11 protein-coding genes are annotated in these 18,369 nt (G+C 69.7%); 7 read left to right on the top strand and 4 right to left on the bottom strand.

Annotation, left to right across the window (positions count from 1 at the left end; all coding sequences use genetic code 11):
• Positions 1 to 18 precede the first annotated feature (18 nt).
• From F0P95_RS07015 to F0P95_RS06995, 5 genes are all read left to right on the top strand, one after another.
• Positions 19 to 1,428, top strand: a complete 1,410-nt coding sequence (locus tag F0P95_RS07015; protein ID WP_182336264.1) for an amidohydrolase — start codon at positions 19 to 21, stop codon at positions 1,426 to 1,428.
• Positions 1,425 to 2,690: an amidohydrolase family protein gene (locus tag F0P95_RS07010; protein ID WP_182336263.1), complete on the top strand. Its 1,266-nt coding sequence runs from the start codon at positions 1,425 to 1,427 to the stop codon at positions 2,688 to 2,690. The genes F0P95_RS07015 and F0P95_RS07010 overlap by 4 nt, the downstream gene beginning before the upstream one ends.
• 127 nt (positions 2,691 to 2,817) lie before the next feature.
• Positions 2,818 to 3,762, top strand: coding sequence for a DegV family protein (locus tag F0P95_RS07005; RefSeq protein WP_182336262.1), 945 nt, complete (start codon positions 2,818 to 2,820; stop codon positions 3,760 to 3,762).
• A 70-nt stretch (positions 3,763 to 3,832) separates the two neighbouring features.
• The gene (locus F0P95_RS07000; protein ID WP_054663054.1) at positions 3,833 to 4,171 is read left to right on the top strand and encodes a hypothetical protein; all 339 of its coding nucleotides are present in this window, start codon (positions 3,833 to 3,835) and stop codon (positions 4,169 to 4,171) included.
• Entirely contained in the window at positions 4,172 to 4,858 is a 687-nt protein-coding gene (locus F0P95_RS06995; RefSeq protein ID WP_182336261.1) for an adenine nucleotide alpha hydrolase, read from the top strand.
• Positions 4,859 to 5,272: 414 nt separating this feature from the next.
• Here the strand turns inward: F0P95_RS06995 and F0P95_RS06990 are convergent, their stop codons facing one another.
• The 4 genes from F0P95_RS06990 to F0P95_RS06975 form a co-directional block, all read right to left on the bottom strand.
• Positions 5,273 to 6,709 (bottom strand): GGDEF domain-containing protein, encoded by a 1,437-nt coding sequence (locus F0P95_RS06990; RefSeq protein ID WP_182336260.1) that lies wholly within the window; start codon positions 6,707 to 6,709, stop codon positions 5,273 to 5,275.
• 96 nt (positions 6,710 to 6,805) lie between these two features.
• Positions 6,806 to 7,636 carry an S-formylglutathione hydrolase gene (gene fghA, locus F0P95_RS06985; protein ID WP_182336259.1) on the bottom strand — a complete coding sequence of 277 codons (831 nt, stop codon included), beginning with the start codon at positions 7,634 to 7,636 and terminating at the stop codon, positions 6,806 to 6,808.
• 53 nt (positions 7,637 to 7,689) lie between these two features.
• Complete coding sequence (locus F0P95_RS06980) at positions 7,690 to 8,799, bottom strand: S-(hydroxymethyl)glutathione dehydrogenase/class III alcohol dehydrogenase (protein WP_182336258.1); 1,110 nt, start codon at positions 8,797 to 8,799, stop codon at positions 7,690 to 7,692.
• A 136-nt stretch (positions 8,800 to 8,935) separates the two neighbouring features.
• Positions 8,936 to 9,211 (bottom strand): metal/formaldehyde-sensitive transcriptional repressor, encoded by a 276-nt coding sequence (locus F0P95_RS06975; RefSeq protein WP_054663039.1) that lies wholly within the window; start codon positions 9,209 to 9,211, stop codon positions 8,936 to 8,938.
• Positions 9,212 to 9,955: 744 nt separating this feature from the next.
• Between F0P95_RS06975 and F0P95_RS06970 the strand changes: the two genes are divergently transcribed.
• Both F0P95_RS06970 and F0P95_RS06965 read left to right on the top strand, forming a co-directional pair.
• A complete protein-coding gene (locus F0P95_RS06970) occupies positions 9,956 to 11,563 on the top strand; it encodes a ShlB/FhaC/HecB family hemolysin secretion/activation protein (RefSeq protein ID WP_232528885.1) in 1,608 nt (535 codons plus the stop codon).
• A gap of 11 nt (positions 11,564 to 11,574) precedes the next feature.
• Entirely contained in the window at positions 11,575 to 18,333 is a 6,759-nt protein-coding gene (locus F0P95_RS06965; protein WP_182336257.1) for an MBG domain-containing protein, read from the top strand.
• The last annotated feature ends 36 nt before the right edge of the window (positions 18,334 to 18,369 follow it).

Below are 18,369 nucleotides of genomic sequence, written 5' to 3'. Positions count from 1 at the left end.
GCCGCCTATGGAGAACCCATGCGACACCGACTGCTGGCCGGGCTCGGCCTGGCGCTGGCCTGCGCGCATCCCGCGCCCGCCGACGCCACCTCGCGCTTCGTGCAGGACCCCTACCCCAGCACCTATCGCCCGCTGCCCGCCGCGCCGGTGCTGATCAGCCACGCCACCGTGCTCGACGGCACCGGGCGCCGCCTGGACGACGCCGACGTGCTGCTGGCCGACGGCCGCGTGGTCGCGGTCGGCAACGCGTTGCAGGCACCGGCCGACGCGGTGCACGTGGACGGCCGCGGCAAGTGGGTCACGCCGGGCATCATCGACGTGCATTCGCACCTGGGCGTGTACCCCAGCCCGGGCGTGCAGGCGCATGGCGACGGCAACGAGATGACCGCGCCGGTGACCGCCAACGTCTGGGCCGAGCATTCGGTGTGGCCGCAGGATCCGGGCTTCGCCGCGGCACTGGCCGGCGGCGTGACCGCGATGCAGGTGCTGCCCGGTTCGGCCAACCTAGTCGGCGGCCGCGGGGTGACGCTGAAGAACCTGCCGGCCACCACCTACCAGGCGATGAAATTCCCCGACGCGCCGTGGGGCCTGAAGATGGCCTGCGGCGAGAACCCCAAGCGCGTATACGGCGGCAAGGGCACCGCGCCGGCCACGCGCATGGGCAACGTCGCCGGCTACCGCGCGGCCTTCATCGACGCCAGCGAGTACATCGCCAAGAACAGCGCCGCGCCGGTCAAGCGCAAGCGCCGCTTCGGCGGCGGCGACAACGGCGACAGCTCCGGCGACAGCGGCGGCAAGCGCGACCTCAAGCTGGACACGCTCGCCGGTGCCATCCAGGGCGACATCCGCGTGCACATCCACTGCTACCGCGCCGATGAGATGGCGACCATGCTCGACCTCGCCAGGGAATTCGGCTTCAAGGTCGCCGCCTTCCACCACGGCGTGGAGGCCTACAAACTTGCCGACCGGCTCGCCGCCGAAGGCGTGTGCGGCGCGCTGTGGGCCGACTGGTGGGGCTTCAAGATGGAAGCCTTCGACGGCATCCAGGAGAACATCGCGCTGGTCGACCGCCCGGCCAACAGCTGCGCCATCGTCCATTCCGATTCCCCCGAAGGCATCCAGCGCCTGAACCAGGAAGCGGCCAAGGTCATCGCCAGCGCACGCCGCGCCGGCATGGGCGAGATCGCGCCGGAACACGCCATCCGCTGGCTCACCGCCAATGCGGCACGCGCACTGGGCATCGAACAGCGCACCGGCACCCTGGAGGCGGGCAAGATGGCCGACGTGGTGGTATGGAACGGCAATCCCTTCAGTTCCTACGCGCTGGCCGAGAAGGTCTACGTCGATGGCTTCCAGGCCTATGACCGCGGCAACCGCGCGCAGCAGCCACTGAGTGATTTCATGCTCGGCCAGGAGGTGCGGCCATGAGCGCGTCCATCGTGTTCCTGCGCCGCCTGGCGTTGCTGGCCGCGGCCCTGCCGGGCATCGCCTGCGCCCAGGACGTACTGGTCCGCAACGCCACCGTGCACACCGCCACCGCGCGCGGCACGCTCACCGCCAACGACGTGCTGGTGCAGGGCGGGGTGATCCGCGCCATCGGCCCGGCGCTGGCCGCGCCGGCCGGGGTCGAAGTGATCGATGCCGGCGGCCGCCCGCTGACCCCGGCGCTGTTCGGCGGCATCACCGACATCGGCGTGGAGGAGGTCTCCGGCGAGGCCGCGACCGTGGACAGCGCGGTGAAGCTGGAAGACCAGCCGCAACGCCCCGAGTTCGACGTCACCCTGGCCTACAACCCCGACTCGGTGCTGGTGCCGGTGGCGCGCGTGGAAGGCATCGGCTTCACCGCGCTGGGCGCCAACAGCGGCGGCGGCTTCATCGCCGGCCAGGGCGGCGTACTGCGCCTGGACGGCAGCGCCGACCCCATCGGCCCGCGCATGCTGTTCGTGCGCATGGGCGCGGCCGGCTCGGAACTGTCCGGCAGCTCGCGCGCCGCGCAATGGATGCTGCTCGACCAGATGGTGGCCGAGGCCCGCGGCCGCATCGCCGCCGACTCGCCGCATGCCTTGCTGACCCCGGCCGGGCGCGCGGTACTGGCGCGCTACCTGGGCGGCAGCGGGCGCATCGTGGTGCGGGTGGACCGTGCCGCCGACATCCGCCAGCTGCTGCGCTGGGCCGGGCGCGAGCAGGTGCGCGTGGCCATCGCCGGCGGCGCCGAGGCCTGGCGCCTGGCACCGCAGCTGGCCGAAGCCGGCGTGCCGGTGTTCGTCGACGCGCTGTCCAACCTGCCGGCCAGCTTCGACCAGATCGGCGCCACCCTGGAGAACGCCGCGCGCCTGCACGCGGCCGGCGTGCCGGTGGCCTTCAGCCAGGACGGCGACGCCTCGCACAACGCCCGCAAGATCCGCCAGCTGGCCGGCAACGCGGTCGCCCACGGCCTGCCCTGGGACGCGGCGCTGGCCGGGCTGACCCGGGTGCCGGCGCAGGCGTTCGGGGTGGCCGACCGCATCGGCAGCATCGCGGTGGGCCAGCAGGCCGACCTGGTGCTGTGGGAAGGCGACCCGCTGGACGTGGGCCACTATGCCGAGCGCATGTGGCTGGGCGGACGCGCGGTACCGATGCGCTCGCGCCAGACCGAACTGCGCGACCGCTACCTGCGCGGCAGCGCGACCCCGCCGGCCTACCGCCGCTGATTTCCCCCCCGCTCCCGGCGCCACGGCCGGGAGCGGGCACCGCCCGGCGCGGCGATGCGCCACCTGCCGCGGCGACCGTTTTGGGTTAGTGTGATCGCAGGCACGCAACGTACCGGGGGGTTCGACCATGCGCATCGGGATCGTCGTGGATTCGGCCTGCGACCTGCCGGCCGACTTCATCCGCGAACACAAGCTGGTGCTGCTGCCGATCACCGTGCGCATCGGCGAAGCGGTGCTTGCCGACCACCGCGAGGAAGACGCCACGCTGAACTTCCTCGACACCCACGTCGCCGAACGCGGCGCCGAGGCCGAGACCATCCCGTTCAGCGTCAACCAGATCCGCGACCTGTTCCTGCAGCACCTGGTGATCGACTACGACCACGTGTTCTGCCTGACCATCACCAAGACCCGCAGCCCGATCCACGACAACGCGCTGCAGGCCAGTTTCGCCATCCTCAACGAGTACCGGCCGATCCGCCAGGCCGCCGGGCACAACTCGCCGTTCGCCCTGCGCGTGCTCGACAGCCAGAACCTGTTCGCCGCGCAGGCGGTGACCGCGGTGGAGGCGGTACGGCTGCGCGATGCCGGCGTCGGCGTGGCGCAGATGCGCGAGCAGCTGGAACAGCTGGCCGGCAACGTGCACGGCTACATGATCACCCGCGACCTGTACTACATGCGCGCGCGCGCGCGCCACAAGGGCGACCGCAGCGTCGGCCTGTTCACCGCCGCGCTGGGCAGCGCGCTGGACATCAAGCCGGTGCTGCACGGCTACCGCGGCGAGACCGCGCCGGTGGCCAAGATCAAGGGCTTCGACAACGCGGTGCAGCGGCTGTTCGGTTTCGTCGGCCAGCGCGTGGTGAACGGCCTGCTGACCCCGGTGGTCTGCGTGAGCTACGGCGGCCCGCTCGATGAACTGCGCGCCCTGCCCGGCTACGCCACCCTGCGCGAGACCTGCCAGGCGCACGGCGTGAGCCTGCTCGAGACGGTGATGAGCCTGACCGGCATGGTCAACGTCGGCAAGGGCGCGGTGACGGTCGGCTTCGCCGACCAGCCGCACGCGTTCGACAGCTGATCCGCGCCGGCGTGTACACGGGCACCACGCCCGCTGCGCCACACTCACCCCCACCCAAGGAGACCCCCGCATGCCCGTGCACTATTCGATTTCGTTGCCCGATCCCTCCGCCGCGCGCGGCAGCGATCCGCGCCTGTCGTTCACCGCCAACGGCGCCGACACGTTCGCCGAGCAGCTGCAGGACGCCCTGCGCACGCCGGCGCTGTTCGAGCGCTGGCGCGCCACCCAGGAGGATCCCGACGATGTCGACCCGAGCTGGGGCGTGACCGATCCCGGGGCGACGGTAAGCGGCAGGCAATCGGACCTGCGCATCGACCTGGTCGCCATCACCCGCATTCCCGGCGACGTCCTCAAGCAGCGCCTGCGCTGGCTGGCCGGCAGCCACTGGGAACTGCGCGACGTCCGCTGAGTGGCCACCCCGGTCCTGCTTTCCTGGAGCGGCGGCAAGGATGCCGCCTGGGCGCTGCACGCCCTGCGCCAGCGCCAGGACGTCGAAGTCGTCGCACTGCTGAGCACCCTCACCGAAGGCTACGAGCGCGCCTCGATGCAGGGCGTGCGCGAGGAAGTGCTGCGCCTGCAGGCGCATGCCGCCGGCCTGCCGCTGCTGCGCGCATGGATTCCGCAGGACTGCGACAATGCCGGCTACCTGCAGCGCATGGGCCAGGCGCTTGAAGCCGCCCGCCTGCGCTGGCCGGCACTGCGCACCCTGGCCTTCGGCGACCTGCTGCTGGAGGACATCCGCCACTGGCGCCAGCAGCAGTACGCCGCGCTGGACTGGGACTGCCTGTTCCCGCTGTTCGGTCGCGATACCGCCACCCTGGCGCGGCAGATGATCGACGGTGGCCTGCGCGCGCGGCTGTGCTGCGTGGATACCCGGGTGCTGGACGCGGCCTTCGCCGGCCGCGCCTTCGACCACGACCTGCTCGATGCGCTGCCGGCCGGCATCGATGCCTGCGGCGAGAACGGCGAGTTCCACACCTGCGTCAGCGCCGGCCCGATGTTCGGCGTGCCGCTGCGCTTGCAGCAGGGCGATACCGTATTGCGCGATGCGCGCTACGCCTACACCGACTTCGCGGTGGACGAGGGACCGTCATGATCCCGGCCACCGCCATGATGTTGCATATCCACTGCCCCTGGTCCGGCCGCATCCCGCCAGCCCGACCGGAATCTCGGCGCAGACACCCATGTGACGGATCGCCGGCTTTACCCGGGAGCCCTGGCTCCTGGCGGGGATCCGGGGGTGCCCCACCTGCGCGGCTCGTTGCACCAGGCACGACGTATCCATCCGTGCCGGGCCGTGTCCGCGTATACGGCATGGCCAATACTGCCGCCTGCTTCGTGGTCATGCCCATCCAGGGCGGCGTCAGCATGGCCCATGGGCACGGAGCGGGAGAACCACTCGCCTACCGCCTGCACCCGGCCTGCACCCGGCCTGCGGCCCGGGACACGCGCCGGAGCGCGCGCAGCCGATCGCGCAGACCGCGGCCGGAGCGACCTGGACATGCGCCGGTCAACCCACGCTGGCTGCCGTTGCCGGCCCCCGGCCGGCGTCTTCCCATACCTCAACGCGGTTGCGGCCGGAGCGCTTGGCCGCGTACAGCGCCGCATCCGCGCCAGCCAGCAACACCTCCGGCGCGTGCAGCAACGGCGCGCCCGTGCCCGCCACGCCAACGCTGATGGTCACCATCTGCGGCAGCACGTCGCCCGGGATGGCCTGTATCGCGGCGCGCAGGCGTTCGCCCAGTTCCCGCGCGCTGTCCGGATGCGTGGCCGGCGCCACCACCGCGAACTCCTCGCCACCGTAGCGGGCCACCAGGTCGCCACCCCGCGCCGCGGTCGCCTGCAGGACCGCCGCCACCTGCTGCAGGCAACGATCCCCCGCCGGGTGCCCATGGCGGTCGTTGAACCACTTGAAATGGTCGATGTCGATCAGCAGCAGCGACAGCGCACTGCCCTGCCGGCAGGCGCGGTTCCATTCGGTCTGCAGCACCGCGTCGAACTGGCGGCGGTTGGCGACGCCGGTCAGCCCGTCCAGGCGCGACAACGCGTCCAGCGCCGCCTGCCGCTCCAGCAACCCGATCTGCAGCAGCATGCTGCGCAGTCCGAAGCCCATGATCGCTGCCACGAAGCCGGCCAGTGCCCAGTCGCGCGCGTGGTCCACGACCAGGGCGGCCACCACCAGCAGCAGCAACGGCAGGATCATCGGCCCGCCCGCCTGCACGGCATGCCGCAACCCGCTGCGTTCGACGGCCGGCATCGATTCGTGCGCGCGCGGCGCCAGCACCGCCAGCACCAGGAAGGGCAGATCGATCAACAGGTCGGCGTACTGGCCGAACGGGCTGTACTCGGCAAAATGGTTGATGTAGCCGGCCACCAGCAGATAAGCCAGCGCGTAGATCGCCAATACGCGGAAGAACGCGCGCCGGTCCGGCAGGTCCATGCTGGCCCAGCGCAGCAATGCGAACGCCGCGATGCAGGCATTCTGGATATCGAACAGCAGGCGCACGCTGTTCATGCCCGCCTCGCCGGCATTGGCGTGGAAACGGGTATGCAGGAAGAACAGCACGCCCAGCAGGGCCGCCAGCAGGGCATCGATCAGGCTGATCGCCCAGCGCTCGCGGCGTGCGCGTGCGAGCACGAACACCAGCGGCACACCGTAGACCACGTACAGCAGCAGGCTGATCTGCGGCGTCTCCGTGGCATCACCGCCCCGCACCGTATCGATCATGTTCAGGGCCATGCCACCGGCCCACAGCAGCATGGCCAGCGCAGTCGCGCGCCAGCCCAGCGCCGCCCGCCGCTGCCGTGCCTGCCGCAGGCAGGCCGCAGCGGCCAGCAGCGGCGCGGCGATGAGGAAACAGAACGAGGCGACACTAGCTGATCCCGGCAGCAACGCCAGCGCCAGGCCATGGCACAACACGAACAGGACCGCCAGCATCACCGGCATGTGTCGCCCCCTTGTCGGCGCCGATGGCCGGACGATAGCAGGGGGTGGTGTGCAAGGCGCGACAATGCCGGCGCGCGTCCCCGGACCCGCGGCCGCTCAGGCCAGCGCGCGGGCGTGGTGGGCGATGTGCTCGCCGATGAAGCTGGCGATGAAGTAGTAGCTGTGGTCGTAACCGGGCTGCATCCGCAGCTGCAGCGGATGGCCGGCGGCGGCGCAGGCGTCGCGCAGCAGCTGTGGGCGCAGCTGCGGCTCGAGGAATTCGTCGGCATCGCCCTGGTCGACCAGCAGCGGCAGGCGCTCGCCGGCTCCGGCCACCAGCGCGGTGGCGTCGTACTGCAGCCAGGCATCGCGGTCCTGGCCGAGATAGGCGGCAAACGCCTTCTCGCCCCACGGCACCTGCGACGGCGCCACGATCGGCGAGAACGCCGACACGCTGCGGTAGCGGCCCGGATTGCGCAGCGCGATCACCAGCGCGCCATGCCCCCCCATCGAATGGCCGCTGATCGCGCGCGCGTCGCTGGCCGGGAACTGCGCCTCCACCAGCGCCGGCAGTTCGCTCACGATGTAGTCGTACATGCGGTAGTGCGGCGCCCACGGCGCCTGCGTGGCATTGAGGTAGAACCCCGCGCCCTTGCCCAGGTCGTAGCCTTCGGCATCGGCCACGTCGTCGCCGCGCGGGCTGGTGTCGGGCGCCACCAGGATAATGCCGTGCTCGGCGGCGTAGCGCTGGGCGCCGGCCTTGGTGATGAAGTTCTGCTCGGTGCAGGTCAGCCCCGACAGCCAGTACAGCACCGGCAGCCGGCCCCCGTCCTGCGCCTGCGGCGGCAGGTAGACGCCCAGCGTCATGTCGCAGTCCAGCACCTGGGAGCGGTGCCGGTACACATCCTGCCAGCCGCCGAAACAGGCGCGGTGTTCGATTCGTTGCATGGTTCTCTCCAGTGGCGCGGACGCATGGCCGGGGCACGCACCCCGGCCGGTCGTCAGAAGTGGACGACGCTGCGGATCGACTTGCCTTCGTGCATCAGCTCGAAGGCATCGTTGATCTGCTCCAGGCCCATGGTGTGGGTGACGAACGGCGCCAGCTCGATGTCGCCCTTCATCGCGTCCTCGACCATGCCCGGCAGCTGGCTGCGGCCCTTCACCCCACCGAAGGCGGTGCCCATCCACCGGCGCCCGGTGACCAGTTGGAACGGGCGGGTGGAAATCTCCTGGCCGGCGCCGGCCACGCCGATGATCACGCTCTGGCCCCAGCCGCGGTGCGCGCACTCCAGCGCCGCGCGCATCACGTTGACGTTGCCGATGCACTCGAAGCTGTGGTCCACGCCCCAGCCGGTCATCTCCACGATCACCTGCTGGATCGGCGCGTCGTGCTCCTTGGGGTTGACGCAGTCGGTGGCACCGAACTGCCGGGCCAGCTCGAATTTCGAGGGATTGGTGTCGATGGCGATGATGCGCCCGGCCTTGGCCTGGCGCGCGCCCTGGATCACCGCCAGGCCGATGCCGCCGAGGCCGAACACGGCCACGCTGTCGCCTTCGGCCACCTTGGCGGTGTTGTGCACGGCACCGATGCCGGTGGTGACGCCGCAGCCCAGCAGGCACACGTGCTCCGGGTTGGCCTCCGGGTTGACCTTGGCCAGCGACACCTCGGCCACCACGGTGTACTCGGAGAAGGTCGAGCAGCCCATGTAGTGGTAGATCGGCTCGCCGTTGTAGGAGAAGCGGCTGGTGCCGTCCGGCATCACGCCCTTGCCCTGGGTGGCGCGCACGGCGGTGCACAGGTTGGTCTTGCCGCTCTTGCAGAACAGGCACTGGCCGCACTCGGCGGTGTACAGCGGGATGACGTGGTCGCCCGGCTTCACCGAGGTCACGCCCTCGCCGACCTCGACCACGATGCCCGCGCCTTCATGGCCGAGCACGCACGGGAACAGGCCTTCCGGGTCATCGCCGGACAGGGTGAATGCATCGGTATGGCAGACGCCGGTGTGGGTGATCCGGACCAGCACCTCGCCCTGCTTCGGCGGGGCGACGTCGATCTCGACGATCTGCAGCGGCTGGCCGGGGCCGAAAGCGACGGCGGCACGTGACTTCATGGTTGTCTCCTGTAGCGGTTGTTCGGGTTCGGCGGATTCGAAGCGGGCTGGCGGGAACGATGCGGTGCTTCGATCCATGGCGGGCGGCTGCCAGCGGACGGGGGCACAGGCGCGGCCATCGCGACCGGCATCGCGCCTACTTCAGGTAGGAACGGATCAGGCCGGACATTTCGGCCACGCGCGCGGCACGCTGCGCCGGCGACTGCGCCGGCTGGCCGAACTCCTCGCGCAGGTGCGCTTCCATCACTTCGGACATCAGCCCGTTGACGGCACCGCGGATGGCCGCGATCTGCTGCAGCACCGGCCCGCAGTCGGCGCCGGCTTCCAGCGCGCGCTCCAGCGCATCGCATTGGCCGCGGATGCGCCGCACCCGCGCCAGCACCTTCTTCTTTTCCTCGGGTGAATGCGGCACGCGCCCGCTCCTATCCTGTACTGGGGGACAGTATATTTGACGGATGCCGGGCTGTCAGCGCTCCCGGGCGCGGGACCGGACAGGCATGGAACGTGCCTCACGCACGGGCCATGACTGATTGCGACTGCATGGACCACGGCCGGCTCCGGCCCTCGCGCCCGGAGGCCTGGACTGGAGCTCCAGGCTCCTGCGGCAAGCACCACGGCGCCGCAGTATCCATGGGTTGCATCGATCCATTGATCCGGCTGCCAGAACCGGGCGTCCGCACTATCCGCTTCAAGCCAGGCCACCAGCTGGTGCCGCGTTGAATGCGCGGTCCCTGGCTCTCCATCCGCTTCGCGGGTGACGCACAGCGAGGGGCTCACCGGGCCAGACCACCGGGCCGCAATGCGCTTTTGAAGATCCGCGCTCCCGATGACACCCGCATGTCCGCGTCCGCACACCATCAGGCGATGCGCCAGGCGCCCGATCAACCAGGAAGAGGACGTTCTCCATGCCAATGCTCCGCCCGCCCGAGCTTTTGGCAAATACAATTGTGATTTACATCACAAATCAATCCCACCGTCCGAAATCGGGTGATGCCATCAGGCCGCTTTTCACGGTTAGAAAGTAGGCCGGTCGCGTTCCCAGCAAGCGTTCTCAAAATCACCAACGGATACCACGCTGATGCCTTCCAATGGCAGCCACACCCCGATTCGCGTCCCCCGCTTCCCCCCCCTGCGCTGCACCGTACTGGCCGCCGCATTGGCGTCCGTCCTCAGCCCCTGCGCGTTCGCGCAGGATGCCGCGCCCACCACGACGGTCGCCACCGTGCATGTCGCCCGCATCGCGGTCGAAGGCGTCGGCGAACACCCGTCCAGCGGCATCGGCCGCGCGACCATCGATGCGGTCGCCAACCAGGCCCTGCGCGATATCAGCCCCACGCTGCCGGCGGCGCTGAACTTCGAGCAGATCAAACAGATCACCGCACGCATCACCCAGGCCTACCGCGACGCCGGCTTCCTGGTCTCGGTGGCCTACGTGCCGCCGCAGCAGATCGACGACAGCCAGACGCTGACCCTGAAGGTGATGGAAGGCCGGGTCGGGCGGGTGCTGGTGCAAGGCAGCCGGCGCTATCGCGACGACCAGCTCGGCGCCAGCAGCCTGGGCCTGATCGGCCGCCCGCTGCGCCAGACCGAGCTGGAGCGCGCCCTTCTCTACGCGCGCGACCTGCCCGGGGTGTCAGTCACCTCGGTGCTGCAGCCGGGCCAGAACGAAGGCGAGACCGACATCATCCTGGTCGCCCGGGACAGTGATCGCCCCTACGAAATCACCGCCGGCCTGAGCAACCACGGCACCGACAGCACCGGCCGGTATCGCGCCGAGCTTGGCGTGAGTGCCTTCAATGCGCTGGGCATGGGCGACGTGCTCGCCGCCAGCGTCGGCTACGGGCTGGACCCGGCCGACAGCTGGCAGGCAGCGTTGTCACTGAGCGCGCCCCTGGCAAAGGTCGATGGACTGAGCGCCATTGCCGGCGTCAGCCGCAGCGAGATCGAGCTCAACTCCGGGCCGTTCGCCGCCATCGGCATCAAGGGCCCGACCACGCTCTACTACGCAGGCAGCGACTGGAAGTTCATCCAGCGCCCGGACCTGCAGGTCCAGGCTTCGATGCGCTGGGTGCATGAGGAATCCAGGCTCGAAGGGCTGGATATCGAGCTCTCACGCCACACCTTCGACGTGATCGATGCCGGCGTGAGCCTGCGCCACACCGATCGCCGCTGGCGGGGCATGAACCTGGCGCAGCTGTCGGTGCGCAAATCCATCAACGATGACTCCCCGCCCTTCAACTGGCTGTATGCCGCGCACGAGTCCTACTTCTGGGTGAGCCGGCTGTCGCTGGCACGCCTGCAGGCCCTGCCCGGCAACCAGCGCCTGCTGCTGCGCGGCAGTGCCCAGTTCACCGATGACGCCCTTACCCCGGTGGAGCAGTTCAGCATCGGCGGGCCGACCAGCGTGCGCGCCTATCCGCTGTCAACGGCACTGGGTGACCGAGGCGTGCAGGCGACCTTCGAGTACCAGGTCAGCGCGCCGGGCTTTGCCGACACGCCCTCGCCGTTCAATGGCCGCCGCTGGGGCGACCTGGTCGAACTGACCCTGTTCTACGACTGGGGCCGCACTTCCCCGGCACCGGACAACCGCCGTATCGGCTTCCAGCCCACGACGCTGGAAGGCGCCGGCGTTGCCATCGGCCTGCGGCTGCCGTGGAGCCCGGACCTGCGGCTGGACGTGAGCGGCGCCAGGCCTGCTGGCAGCTATCGCGCCGCCGATGGACGCAGCACCCAGTACTGGGCGCGCATCAGCACCACTTTCTGAGGACACCGGCCATGAACCGCATCTATCGTCTTGTGTTCAACCACGCCCTGGGCCAGGTCCAGGTGGCCTCCGAGCTCGGCGCCTCGCCCGGCGCAAAGACCGGTGCCACGCGCCGCCTGCCGGCAGGCGTGCGCCTGACCCCGCTGGCGCTGGGCCTGCTGCTGTCCGTCGGCAGCTTCGGCGTGATGGCCCAGTCACTGCCGGGCGGCGGCAGCATCGCTTCCGGCAGTGGCCAGATCGGCGCACCCGGCGGCAACCAGCTGATCATCAACCAGGCCAGCGACAAACTGGCGATCAACTGGCAGAGCTTCAATATCGGTGCCGGGCAGAAAGTCACCTTCAACCAGCCCGGCGCGAACTCGATTGCGCTCAACCGGGTACTCGGTGTCGATGGTTCCGTGATCATGGGCCAGCTGGACGCCAATGGCCGGGTGTTCCTGGTCAACCCCAACGGCATACTGTTCGGTGCCAGCGCCCAGGTGAACGTCGGCGGCCTGGTCGCCTCCACCCTGGGTATCAGCGACGCCGATTTCGTGGCCGGCAACTACCGTTTCAAGGGCGATGGCAGCAACGCCGCGGTGATCAACCACGGCTCGCTCAACACCAGCGCCGGCGGCACCATTGCGCTGCTCGGCGGCAGGGTCAGCAACCACGGCGTGATCGTCGCCAACCAGGGCAGCGTGGCGCTGGCCGCCGGCGACGCCATGACCCTGGATTTTGCCGGCAACGGCCTGCTCAACCTGCGGGTCGATGAGGGCATGGTCGATGCGCTGGTGGAAAACCACCAGCTGATCAGGGCCGATGGCGGCCAGGTGCTGCTCACCGCCCACGCCGGCGATGCGCTGCTCAGGACCGTGGTCAACAACACCGGGGTGATCGAAGCCCGCACCCTGGGTGAGAAGGACGGCAGGATCCTGCTGCTGGGCGATTTCGACGGCGGCGTGGTGAACGTCGCCGGTACCCTTGATGCCAGCGCCCCGGACGGTGGCAACGGCGGTTTCATCGAGACCAGCGGCGCCCACGTGCGGATCGCCGACGACGTCAAGGTCACCACCCTGGCCGAGCCTGGCAGGGGCAGGACCGGCGAATGGCTGATCGACCCCTACAACGTGACCATTTCCAATGCCGGCAGCACCGGCATGGGCGGGTTCAACGGCAGCGCCAACGACAGCGTGCTCAACGTCCACACCCTGACCAATGCCCTGGCCAGCACCGGGGTGACGGTGACCACCGGCGTCGGCGGCAGCCAGGCCGGCAACATCACCGTGGATGCGCCCATCAACTGGAGCGCCGACACCACCCTGACGCTGAACGCCGCCGGCAGCGTCATCATCAACAAGGACATCACCGCCACCGGCACCAATGCAGGGCTCTCGCTGGTCTACGGCAACGGCTACCGGCTGGGCAGCGGCGCCCGCGTCACCCTGTCGGGCAGCAACGCCAGCCTCAGCCTGGGGGGCACCAGCTACACCCTGATCCATGACCTCGCCGGCCTGCAGGGCGTCGGCGCCAGCGGCAACTACGCCCTCGCCACCGACCTGGACGCCAGCGCCACGCGCACCTGGAACGGCGGTCGGGGCTTCGCGCCGCTGCAGGGGTTCAGCGGCACCTTCACCGGCCTCGGTCACGCCGTGGATGGCCTGACCATCGCCCGTGGCACCGAGAACAACGTGGGCCTGTTCCAGGCCGTCAGCGGGCAGGTGCGCGACCTGACCCTGTCCAACGCCGCCATCACCGGCAACATCACCGTCGGCGCCATCACCGGCTCCCTCAGCGGCTCGCTGTCGGGCATCCACGTCACCGGCGCGGTGCTGGGCAACGGCTCCAACGTCGGCGGCCTGGTCGGCCAGCTCACCAATGGCACGCTGCAGGGTGCATCCTCGAGCGCCAGCGTGACGGGCCTGAGCAACGTTGGCGGCCTGGCCGGCACCGTGCAGAACGGCACCCTGGCCGATGCCTATTCCACGGGGTCGGTGACCGGCACCATCAGCAACAGCAGCGCGTTCGCCGGCGGGCTGGTGGGCAATGTCTTCGACTCGGCGACCCTGACCAACACCTATGCCAGCGGCCGGGTCCGGGGCTACACCGCCACCGGCGGACTGATCGGCGGCACCTTCCTGTCCACCATCAGCTTCGCCAACAGCTACTGGGACGTGAACAGCACCGGGCAGGTCAGCAGCGCCAGCGGTGGCATCGCCATCACCTCGGCCAACGCCCGCAGCCAGGCCACCTATGGCGGCTTCGACTTCGCCAACACCTGGGTGATGTTCGAGGGTGACACCCGGCCGATGCTGCGCAGCGAGTACTCCACCACGGTGTACACCCCCCACGCCCTGCAACTGATCGGCATGAACCTGGCCGGCAACTACCGGCTCGGCACCTCCCTCGATCTCGGCGCCGCGCTCGCCACCAATGGCAACGGCTACTACAGCGATGTCTGGGGCGCATCGGGCTTCAGGCCCCTGGGCAGCGACTCCGCCGCCTTCACCGGCAGCTTCAATGGACAGGGCTTCGGCCTGATCGGCCTGGCCATCAACCGGGCCAGCACCAACTACGTCGGCCTGTTCGGCTATACCTCCGGTGCGACCCTGGCCAACCTCAAGCTGGTCGGCGGCAGTGTCACCGGCAGCGACGGCGTAGGTGCACTGGTCGGCTACATGACGGGCGGCACCCTTGGCAGCGCATCGGCCAGCACCACGGTGAGCGGCACCAGCACTGGCGAAGCCAATACCGGCGGGCTGGTGGGCGCCAACGACGGCGGCGCCATCGCCGATGCCTCCGCCAGTGGCAACGTCACCGGCGCCGGCTACCAGGTCGGCGGCCTGGTCGGCTCCAATTTCAACGGCGGCAGCATCACCCGCGCCCATGCCACCGGCAAGGTGACCGGCACCAACCCGAACGCCGGCCTCGGCTATGTCGGCGGGCTGGTCGGCGCCAACGGCTACAGCGGCAACGGCGGTTCCATCAGCCAGTCCTACGCCACCGGCACGGTGACGGCGGCGGCGGGCCCCATCGGCGGCCTGGTCGGCCATAACGAAGGCAGCATCACCGACTCCTACGCCACCGGCGCGGTGATCGGCCAGGGCTCGGCCAGCAACATCGGCGGCTTCGCCGGGGTCAACTTCGTCAACGGCACCATCAGCAACAGCTATTCCACCGGCTACGTCGCCGGCGGCAGCCAGCGAGGTGGCTTCGTCGGCTACAACAACGCTGGCAACAGCGCCATCAGCAACGTCTACTGGGACATCCAGACCAGCGGCCAGGCACTGGGCGCCGCTGGCGGGTTGAGCACTGGAATCACCGGGCGCACCACCGCCCAGCTGCAGGGCAGCCTGCCCGCCGGTTTCGCCTCCTCGATCTGGGGCATCGGCACCAACCTCTATCCGTATCTGCAATGGCGCTACAGCACCACGCCCCATGCCGTGAGCGGCCGTGTGTTCAGCGGCGCCGGCAGCACCGCATTGGCCGGTGCCACCGTCAGTGCCGTGTCCGCTGGCCAGCTGATCGGCAGCGCCTCCACCGGGGCGAACGGCTACTACTACGTCCTCGGCGAAGCCAGCCGGTTCGACGGCAATGGCGCGCTCACCTACCTGGAGGGTGGTTCCAGCCAGGGTGCCGCGTTCAGTGACCGGGTCGGCTACCTCGGTATCCAGGGCCTGGACATCTATGCCTCGGCCATGCGCCTGGTGACCGGACAGGGCAGCCTCACGGCAACCCGCAGCCGCTACCTGGCCACCCGGGGCAGCTACACCGACAACGACCTGGGCTTCCTCGCGCCCTACGACTTCGGCGCCCTCACCGATACCGGCCATGGCCTCTACCTGAGCGCCAGCTCCGCCAGCTACAGCCTGGACACGGACCTCGGTTCCGGCGGCCTGCTGTCCCTGGACGGCGGCGGCCAGTTCAGCCTCAGCGGCAACCGCCAGCTGTCGGCCGGCGGCAACCTCGACGTCGGCGACCGCCTGACCTGGAACGACAACGCCGCGCTGACCCTCAGCACCAGCAACGGCGGCAACATCGTGCTGGGGGATGGCATCGGCGCCGCCAACGGCAGCCTGACCCTGTCCGCCGCCGGCAGCGTGACCAGCAATGGCGCCGTCAACCTGGGCGTGCTGGATCTCGCCAACGGCAGCTGGACCCAGGTGGCGGCCAGCCTGCCCGGCTTCAACGTCACCGACTTCCGCCTCGGCCCCGGCGCCGCCTTCGTGCGGGCCCTGGGCGGCGACGGCAGCGCCGCCACGCCATACCGCATCGCCGATGTCTATGGCCTGCAGGGCCTGGCCTCCAGCAGCCTGGCGGGCAGCCGCTTCGTCCTGGCCGGTGACATCGACGCCTCCGGCAGCGCGCTGTGGAACAGCGGCGCAGGCTTCCTCTCCATCGGCAGCCTGGCCACCCCCTTCACCGGCCGGCTCGACGGACAGGGGCACCGCATCAGTGGCCTGGCCATCAACCGGGCCGGCAGCACCTACAGCGGCCTGTTCGGCTACAACGCTGGCTACGTCGGCAACCTCAACCTGGTGGGCGGCAGCGTGGCCGGCGGCACCTACGCCGGTGCCCTGGTGGGCTACAACGCCGCCTCCGGGGTGGTCGAGCGGGTCAGCAGCGACACCAACGTCACCGGCACGGGCAATGTCGGCGCCCTGGTCGGCAGCAACGCCGGGACCCTCAGCGAGTCCCTGGCCACAGGCAGTGCCAGCGGCGGCCTCAATGGCGGCGGCCTGGCGGGCAGCAACACCAGTACCGGCACCATCCGCGACAGCTACGCCACCGGCAGCGCCCAGGGCGGTGCCGCCGTCGGCGGACTGGTCGGATTCAACGAAGGCAGTCTGCAGCGCGTCTATGCCACGGGCAACGCCACCTCCAGCGTCGGCGCGACCGGCGGCCTGGTCGGCAGCAATGCCGGCACCGCCACCGGCAGCTTCTGGAACACCACCAGCAGCGGCCTGGCCCAGGGCGTCGGGGCCGGCAACGCCTCCGGCGTATCGGGGCAGACGAGCGCACAGCTCAGCCGCCTGGCGCCCTTCATTGCGGCCGGCTGGAACATCGACGCCGCCGGCGGCACGGGTACCACCTGGCGGATGTACGAGGGCCACAGCGCACCGTTGCTGCGCAGCTTCATGACGCCCCTCAGCGTCGATGTCGGCAACGCCAGCAAGACCTACGACGGCAGTGCCACCAGCAGCGCCGGCGCCCTGTTGTTCCCAAGCGGCTATGACCCGAGCCTGGTTTCCGGCAGTGCGGTCTACACCGCCAACAGCGCCAACGCCGGCACCTACAGCGGTGCCAGCCTGAGCGTGGGCGGGCTGTATTCGAGCCAGTTCGGTTATGACATCAAGACCCTCGCCGGCACCCTGACCATCGGCAAGGCCGGCCTGACCATCACCGCCAACAATGGCAGCAAGACCTATGGCCAGACGGGCGGCGTCAACGGCTTCACTGCCAGCGGCCTGGTCAATGGCGACACGGTGTCCTCGGTCGCGCTGGCCTCGGCCGGTACCGCCGCCACCGCCAACGTCGGCAACTACACCATCACCGCTGCCAACGCCGGTGGCACGGGTCTGTCCAACTACGACATCACCTACGTCAACGGCACCCTGACCATCGGCAAGGCCGGCCTGACCATCACCGCCAACAATGGCAGCAAGACCTATGGCCAGACCGGAGGCACCAACGGCTTCACCGCCAGCGGCCTGGTCGACGGCGACACGGTGTCCTCGGTCGCGCTGGCCTCGGCCGGTACCGCCGCCACCGCCAACGTCGGTGACTACACCATCACCGCCGCCAACGCCGATGGCACGGGCCTGTCCAACTACGACATCACCTACGTCAACGGCACCCTGACCATCGGCAAGGCCGGCCTGACCATCACCGCCAACAACAACAGCAAGACCTATGGCCAGACGGGAGGCGCCAACGGCTTCACTGCCAGCGGTCTGGTCAATGGCGACACGGTGACCACGGTCGATCTGGCCTCGGCCGGTACCGGCGCCACCGCCAACGTCGGCGACTACACCATCACCGCCGCCAACGCCGATGGCACCGGACTGTCCAACTACGACATCACCTACGTCGACGGCACCCTGACCATCGGCAAGGCCGGCCTGACCATCACCGCCAACAATGGCAACAAGACCTATGGCCAGACGGGCGGCACCAACGGCTTCAGCGCCAGCGGCCTGGTCAACGGCGACACGGTAACCGCGGTCGCGCTGGCCTCGGCCGGTACCGCCGCCACCGCCAACGTCGGCGACTACACCATCACCGCCGCCAACGCCGATGGCACGGGTCTGTCCAACTACGACATCACCTACGTCAACGGCATCCTGACCATCGGCAAGGCCGGCCTGACCATCACCGCCAACAACGCCAGCAAGACCATCGGCCAGCTCTCAGCACTCAACGGCTACACCGCGGAGGGGCTGGTCAACGGGGACACCATCGATGCGGTCAGGCTGTTCAGCGACGGCAGTGGCGTGAACGCCCAACCTGGCAGCTATGCCATCCTCGCCAGCGATGCGCAGGGTGCACGGCTGGGCAACTACGACATCACCTATCGCGAAGGAACGCTGGAGGTCACCGGCATATCCGTCGCGCAGACCGTGCAGGTTGGCCGCGAAGTGGCAGCCAATCTGCGCACGCCCACATCCGGCTCGCCCATCCGTTCGTCCGACCCAGCGTTGTACCGCCTGACCGGCTCGGCCATCGCACCGGCCAGCGATGCCTGTACTTCCCTGGAGGAGGTCCGCTGCCCCATTCGCCAGCCCGAATGACTGCCGGGCGATGAATGGAAAAGGCGCATCTCCCGA

Origin of the sequence: Stenotrophomonas acidaminiphila (assembly GCF_014109845.1) — a bacterium.
In the GTDB taxonomy this organism is placed as follows: Bacteria; Pseudomonadota; Gammaproteobacteria; order Xanthomonadales; family Xanthomonadaceae; genus Stenotrophomonas; species Stenotrophomonas acidaminiphila.
This window is presented reverse-complemented; position numbering and strand designations above follow the sequence as displayed.

Excerpts from the sequence above, each read along its gene's own strand:
- fghA (WP_182336259.1), bottom strand. The coding sequence starts at position 7,636 with ATGCAACGAATCGAACACCGCGCCTGTTTCGGCGGCTGGCAGGATGTG.
- F0P95_RS07010 (WP_182336263.1), top strand. The coding sequence starts at position 1,425 with ATGAGCGCGTCCATCGTGTTCCTGCGCCGCCTGGCGTTGCTGGCCGCG.
- F0P95_RS07015 (WP_182336264.1), top strand. The coding sequence starts at position 19 with ATGCGACACCGACTGCTGGCCGGGCTCGGCCTGGCGCTGGCCTGCGCG.
- F0P95_RS07000 (WP_054663054.1), top strand. The coding sequence starts at position 3,833 with ATGCCCGTGCACTATTCGATTTCGTTGCCCGATCCCTCCGCCGCGCGC.
- F0P95_RS07005 (WP_182336262.1), top strand. The coding sequence starts at position 2,818 with ATGCGCATCGGGATCGTCGTGGATTCGGCCTGCGACCTGCCGGCCGAC.
- F0P95_RS06990 (WP_182336260.1), bottom strand. The coding sequence starts at position 6,709 with ATGCCGGTGATGCTGGCGGTCCTGTTCGTGTTGTGCCATGGCCTGGCG.
- F0P95_RS06980 (WP_182336258.1), bottom strand. The coding sequence starts at position 8,799 with ATGAAGTCACGTGCCGCCGTCGCTTTCGGCCCCGGCCAGCCGCTGCAG.
- F0P95_RS06965 (WP_182336257.1), top strand. The coding sequence starts at position 11,575 with ATGAACCGCATCTATCGTCTTGTGTTCAACCACGCCCTGGGCCAGGTC.